Origin of the sequence: Streptomyces sp. NPDC048057, assembly GCF_040653095.1 — a bacterium.
GTDB lineage: Bacteria > Actinomycetota > Actinomycetes > Streptomycetales > Streptomycetaceae > Streptomyces.
In genome coordinates this window covers 204585-211134 of record NZ_JBEZNF010000016.1, presented here as the reverse complement: position 1 = coordinate 211134, position 6550 = coordinate 204585, and the positions used below count along the sequence as shown (strand labels likewise).

Here is a 6550-nt window from a genome sequence, read left to right as displayed (position 1 = left end):
GTGCAACGGCGGCGTCGTGCTGCGCATCCACCGCGGCTTCGGCTGCCACTCCCGGCCCGGGCCGCCGCACGCGCCGTCGCGGATCAGCGCTCCGAGAGCGGCTTCGGCGCCTCCTGCACCGCCCAGCTGTTGCCGTCGGGGTCCCGGAAGAAGACGAACGAGTTCCACTCGCGCCCCGGGCCCTCGACCCAGCCGTTCTCCCCGGTGTGCATGACCTCGCTCACGTCCACGCCACCGGCCACCAGCGCCGCCCGGGTGGCGGCGATGTCCGTGGTGCACAGCTGGAGCCCGTGCACGGTGCCGGGCTCCGGCGTCGGCTGGCCGTTGGGCCGGGGGAAGACGCTCGACGTCAGGGCGACCGAGCAGCGGGACCCCGGTGGGGTGAGCTGGACCATGCGGATGCCGGGTGCCGGCTGCATGTCGAAGTCGACGGTGAAGCCGCACCCCTCCTCGTAGAACCGCTTGGCCCGGTCGAGGTCGGAGACGGGGACGTCGATCAGCTCAAGTGTCAGTTCCGTAGGTTCCATCGGTGGATCCCTTCGATCGAGTGATGCACAACCGGCCGTCGTGGACGCGGGGCCAGGGGCGCCGTGCCGTCGCCCGGTGGCCGGCCGGGGAGCCGTCCCGCGTCGTGTTGACCACCGCGCGCTCCCCAACCCGGCCACGGACGACCCGTATTCATTCACATGTTCGATTTTTGAGTCCAGTCCCCTCACCCGGGAATGCCGAACGCCGCCGCCGCGGCCCCACCGCAGCGGCGGAAACCCGTCGTGACCACGACGGGACGGCGCACGCCGGGTGAGCACCGCCCGCCTCTTTGGCTAGGCTCGACGCCGGACGTTGATCGTGGGACGGGAGCGCGGGATGACGGCGGCGCCGGGACGCAGAAGCAGCACCTTCACCCGCCTGCTCCGGCACGGCTTCACCGACCCGGGCGCGGCGGAGCGGCTGCTCGACCTGGACGCGATGGCGTCCGTACGCGACGATCCGCTCCTCCTCGACGCCCTCGGCGCCACCGCCGACCCCGATCTCGCCCTGCGCTCGCTGGTCCGCCTGGTGGAGGCCCAACCGGCCAGGGACGGCGACGGCGAGCGGGCCGACCGGGTCCTGCTCGACACCCTCGTCACCGCGAAGCCGCTGCGCGACCGGCTCCTCGGCGTCCTCGGCAGCTCCGAGGCGCTCGGCGACCACCTGGCCCGCCACCCCGGGGACTGGCGGGCCCTCGCCACGTACGAGTCGACCGATCTGCACCCGGGCGTGGAGGAGTTCGAGCACTGCCTCGCCGACGCCACCGACCCCGTCTCGCTCCGCGTCTCCTACCGGCGCTGTCTGCTCTCCATCGCCGCCCGCGACGTCTGCGGCACCACCGACGTCGCCCAGGCCGCGGCCGAACTCGCCGACCTCGCCACCGCCACCCTGCGCGCCGCGCTCGCCATCGCCCGCGCCCACGCGCCCGAGGACGCCGCCCACTGCCGCCTCGCCGTCATCGCCCTCGGCAAGTGCGGCGGCCAGGAGCTCAACTACGTCTCCGACGTCGACGTCGTCTTCGTCGGCGAGCCGGCCGGCGACGCCGACGAGAACGCCGGGCTGCGCGCCGCCACCCGCCTCGCGTCCCACATGATGCGGATCTGCTCCGAGACCACCGTCGAGGGCACCATCTGGCCCGTCGACGCCAACCTCCGCCCCGAGGGCCGCAACGGGCCGCTGGTGCGGACCCTGAGCAGCCATCTCGCGTACTACCAGCGCTGGGCCAAGACCTGGGAGTTCCAGGCACTGCTCAAGGCGCGGGCGGTGGCCGGGGACCCGCTGCTGGGCGAGGAGTACATCGAGGCCGTCTCCCCGATGGTCTGGCAGGCCGCCGAGCGGGAGAACTTCGTCACCGACGTGCAGAAGATGCGCCGCCGCGTCGTCGACAACATCCCGGTCACCGAGGTCGACCGCGAGCTGAAGCTGGGCCCCGGCGGGCTGCGCGACGTCGAGTTCGCCGTACAGCTCCTGCAACTGGTGCACGGCCGCAGCGACGCCACCCTGCACAGCGGCAGCACCCTCGTCGCCCTCCAGGCGCTCGCCGCCGGCGGATACGTGGGGCGCGTGGACGCCGCCCAACTGGACGACGCGTACCGCTTCCTGCGCGCCATGGAGCACCGCATCCAGCTGTACCGGCTGCGGCGCACCCACCTCGTCCCCGAGGACCAGGACGACCTGCGCCGCCTCGGGCGCTCCCTGGGCTTCCGCACCGACCCCGTGGGCGAACTCAACCGCGAGTGGCGCCGGCACGCCGCCGTCGTGCGACGGCTGCACGAGAAGCTCTTCTACCGGCCGCTGCTCGACGCCGTCGCCCAACTGGCGCCCGGCGAGACCCGGCTGAGCACCAAGGCCGCCGGCCAGCGCCTGGAAGCCCTCGGGTACGCCGACCCGGCCGCCGCCCTGCGCCACCTGGAGGCGCTGGCGTCCGGCGTCACCCGCAAGGCCGCGATCCAGCGCACCCTGCTGCCCGTGCTGCTCGGCTGGTTCGCCGACTCCGCCGACCCCGACGCCGGGCTCCTCGGCTTCCGCAAGGTCTCCGACGCCCTCGGCAAGACGCCCTGGTACCTCCGGCTGCTCCGGGACGAGGGCGCGGCGGCGGAGAACCTCGCCCGGGTGCTGTCCGCCGGTCGCCTCGCCCCCGACCTGCTGCTGCGCGCCCCCGAAGCCGTCGCGATCCTCGGCGACCCCAGCGGGCTCAAGCCGCGCGCCCGCAACCACCTGGAGCCGGAGGTCCTGGCCGCGGTGGGCCGCGCCGACACCGCGGAGGGCGCGGTCGCCGCCGCCCGCGGCGTGCGCCGGCGGGAGCTGTTCCGCACCGCGGCGGCCGATCTGATCGGCACGTACGGCACCGAGGAGAGCCCCGCCGAAGCCGACACCGGCGCCCTCGTCGACCAGGTCGGCAGTGCCCTCACCGACCTCAACGCCGCCACGCTCGCCGGCGCCCTGCGCGCCGTGGTCCGCGAAGGGTGGGGCGACCAGCTCCCCACCCGCTTCGCGGTCATCGGGATGGGCCGCTTCGGCGGCCACGAGCTGTCCTACGGCTCCGACGCCGACGTCCTCTTCGTCCACGAACCCCGCGAGGGCGTCGACGACCAGGAAGCGGCGCGGGCTGCGAGCGCCGTCGTCGCGGAGATGCGCCGACTGCTGCAAGTGCCCACCGCGGACCCGCCGCTGCTGATCGACGCCGACCTGCGCCCCGAGGGCAAGAACGGCCCCCTGGTGCGCACCCTCGCCTCCTACGGGGCGTACTACCGCCGCTGGTCCCTGGTGTGGGAGAGTCAGGCCCTGCTGCGCGCCGAACCCATGGCCGGCGACGCTGACCTGGGCGCGCGCTTCATGGAACTCGTCGACCCCCTGCGCTACCCGGCGGAGGGCCTGGGCGAGGACGCGGTCCGCGAGATCCGCCGCCTCAAGGCCCGGATGGAGTCCGAACGGCTGCCGCGCGGCGCGGACCCGACGCTCCACACCAAGCTGGGCCGCGGCGGGCTGAGCGACGTCGAGTGGACCGTCCAACTGATCCAGATGCGCCACGGCTGGGCCGAGCCCGGCCTGCGCACCACCCGCACCCGCGAAGCCCTGGCGGCGGCCCACGCCGCGGACCTCCTCTCCACGGACGACGCCCAGACCCTCGACGAGGCGTGGGTCCTCGCCTCCCGCGTGCGCAACGCGGTGATGCTGGTGAGGGGCCGCCCGAGCGACACGTTCCCCGCGGCGGGCCGCGAACTGGCTGCGGTGGGCCGGTACTTGGGCTACGGCCCGGGCCACGTGGGCGACATGCTCGACGACTACCGCCGCGTGACGCGCCGCGCGAGGGCGGTCGTGGAGGCCCGTTTCTACGACGCGACGTAGCGGGAGCGGACCGGGCCGCCCTGCGGGCAGGCGCCCGCGCCACCGGGAGACCCTCGCCGCAGCGCCGGGGCTCCGGCGCCACCTGGACATCGCCGCCGCATCCCTGCGGGCGCGTTGGTCTGCGCGGCCCGCTGGACGGCTGGTCGCGCAGTTCCCCGCGCCCCTGATTGCCCACGCCCTGCGGGCGTAGGGCCGCGGTGTGACCTGGACGCATCCGGGACGGAGCTTCGTGAGCAACCAGCCATGGTCCGCAGAGAAACGAGGGTTTGGGGGCGCGGGGAACTGCGCGACAAGCCACAGAGGCCCGCAGAGACCAACGTTCGCGCAGGGGTGTGGCGCGTGCGTCTGAGTAGTGCCCGGCCCGTCCCGCCCGCGGCGCAGGGGTTTTGGGGGCGCGGGGAACTGCGCGACCAGTCACCCACCGGGGCGCGGAGGCACACGCACCCCCTACCACTGGGCGATGGGCGGGGCGTCCCGCCCGTGACGTTGCCAGGCCGCGTTCAGGCGGACGAGGCGAGCGGCGGTGGCGACGCCGCGGACGGTCGCGACCTTGCCGCCGGCGAGGTCGAACGTCACCGCGCCGATGACCCGGTCGCGGACGACGAAGAGGATCGCGGGGGTGCCGTTCACGCGGGCGTAGTGGGCGGAGTACGCGCCGCCGACGAGACGCCGCTTCGCGGCGGTGGGCTTGAAGCCCGCCCGCGCCACCGCGGCGACGCGCTCCGGAGTGTCGAACCGCAGCAGCTTCTTCGTCAGGCCCGCGCCGTCGGAGATCGCCGTCGCGTCGTCCGTGAGCAGCGCCACCAGCCGCTCGGTGCGGCCCGAGGACGCGGCGGCGAGGAACTCCTCGACGATCCTGCGGGCCGACGCCGCGTCGGCCTCCCCGCCGCCGCGCCGCGCAGCGGACACGCGCCGCCGGGCCCGGTGCAGGTGCTGCTGGCTCGCCGCCTCCGTGATGCCGAGGACCTCGGCGATCGCGGCGTGGCTGTCGGAGAACGCCTCGCGCAGGACGTAGACGGCCCGTTCGACGGGGGACAGGCGTTCCAACAGGGTCAGCACCGCCAGGGAGACGGACTCCCGCTGCTCGAAGGTGTCGGCGGGGCCGAGCATCGGGTCGCCGTCGAGCAGCGGTTCGGGCAGCCAGGCGCCGACGGCGCGTTCGCGGCGGGCGTGCGCCGAGCGGAGCCGGTCCAGGCACAGGTTGGTGACGACCTTGGTCAGCCACGCCTCCGGGACCTCGATCCGCTGCCGGTCGGCGGCCTGCCAGCGCAGGAACGCTTCCTGCACGGCGTCCTCGGCGTCGGTGGCGGACCCCAGCAGCCGGTACGCCAGGGAGGCCAGCCGGTTGCGGCTGGCCTCGAACCGGCCGGCGTCGAAGCGATCCGCGGCGGTGCCGTCCACGCGTACCACCTTAGGAGGCGGCGACACGACCGTCTTCCTTGCCGGCGGACACGTCCGTCACCGCGGCCAGGCGGTGCCTGCGGTGGGGCAGGCCGAGGGTCGGGTGCCGGGTGGCCCACAGCGACATGTTGAGGATGCCCGCCTTGATCCGCGCGGCCTTCCGCCCGCCCACGTACTTCGGCTTCGCCCGCCCTTCCTCGTCGACGAACTGAAGGATCCCGTCCCGTCGCCCGAGGCTGATGTGGTTGCCCACGTACGTCAGCCTGGTGTTCGGGACCTCGCGGCCGGTCAGGCGTCCCACGATCGCGGCCGTGGCCTGCCGGCCGGTGTCGCCGGCGGACGCGCAGGACATCGGCAGCGGGCGGCCGTTGTCGCGGACGGCCCGGGCGCTGTCGCCGGCGGCGTACACGTTCGGGTGCGAGCGCGACCGCATGGTGCGGTCGACGACGATCCGGCCCTGCTCGGTGACCTCCAGCCCACCGGCGGCGGCGATGGGGTCGACCGTGAACCCGGCCGTCCACACGGTCGCGTCCGCCGTCAGGGCGGTGCCGTCGGCGCACAACACCCGGGCCGCTTCGACGGCGTCGACCCGGGTGTGCTCCCGGACGTCGACCCCCAGCCGCTCGCAGGCGCGGCGCAGATGGCCGCGGGCCCCGGGGGAGAGCGGTGCGCCCAACTCGCCCCGGGCCACCAGCGCCACCGACAGCCCGGGCCGGGACTCGGCGATCTCGGTGGCGGTCTCGATGCCGGTCAACCCGTCGCCCACGACCACCACCCGTCCGCCGTCGCCCACGCCGTCCAGCCGCTCGCGCAGCCGCAGCGCCGAGGGCCGGCTGGCGACGTCGAAGGCGAACTCGGCCGCGCCGGGGACGCCGTGGTCGGCGCCGCGGCTGCCGAGCGTGTAGACGAGCGTGTCGTACCCGATCTCGCCCCCGCCCTCGGCATCGGCCACGGTGACGACCCCGCCCTCGGGGTCGACGGCGGTCACGCGGGCCAGCCGCAGCCGTACCCCCGAGCCCGCGAAGACGTCGGCGAGCTGTGGAGCCTCGACGTCCTGGCCGGCCGCGAGCTGGTGCAACCGCAGCCGCTGAACGAAGTCCGGCTCGGCATTGACCAGGGTGATCCCGACGTCCGCCGACACCATCCGCCGCGCCACGTTCGCGGCCACATGGACCCCGGCATAGCCGGCCCCGAGAACGACGATGCGGTGCTTCATGTGATGCTCCCGTCGATTGGCGTGCTTTCACCGACTTGAGCGAAACGGCTCCTCGAT

The 6550-nt window shown here is 74.6% G+C and carries 4 protein-coding genes; 1 reads left to right on the top strand and 3 read right to left on the bottom strand.

Annotation, left to right across the window (positions count from 1 at the left end):
* Positions 1–83 precede the first annotated feature (83 nt).
* Positions 84–527 carry a VOC family protein gene (locus AB0E05_RS20735; protein ID WP_361965472.1) on the bottom strand — a complete coding sequence of 148 codons (444 nt, stop codon included), beginning with the start codon at positions 525–527 and terminating at the stop codon, positions 84–86.
* A 337-nt stretch (positions 528–864) separates the two neighbouring features.
* On the opposite strand from AB0E05_RS20735, the gene AB0E05_RS20730 reads away from it, so the two are divergent.
* A complete protein-coding gene (locus AB0E05_RS20730) occupies positions 865–3876 on the top strand; it encodes a bifunctional [glutamine synthetase] adenylyltransferase/[glutamine synthetase]-adenylyl-L-tyrosine phosphorylase (protein ID WP_361965470.1) in 3012 nt (1003 codons plus the stop codon).
* A gap of 447 nt (positions 3877–4323) precedes the next feature.
* On the opposite strand, the gene AB0E05_RS20725 is transcribed toward AB0E05_RS20730, so the two are convergent.
* Positions 4324–5277 carry a sigma-70 family RNA polymerase sigma factor gene (locus AB0E05_RS20725; RefSeq protein WP_361965468.1) on the bottom strand — a complete coding sequence of 318 codons (954 nt, stop codon included), beginning with the start codon at positions 5275–5277 and terminating at the stop codon, positions 4324–4326.
* Between the two features lie 10 nt (positions 5278–5287).
* A complete protein-coding gene (locus tag AB0E05_RS20720; RefSeq protein ID WP_361965466.1) occupies positions 5288–6493 on the bottom strand; it encodes an FAD-dependent oxidoreductase in 1206 nt (401 codons plus the stop codon).
* Between the last annotated feature and the right edge of the window lie 57 nt (positions 6494–6550).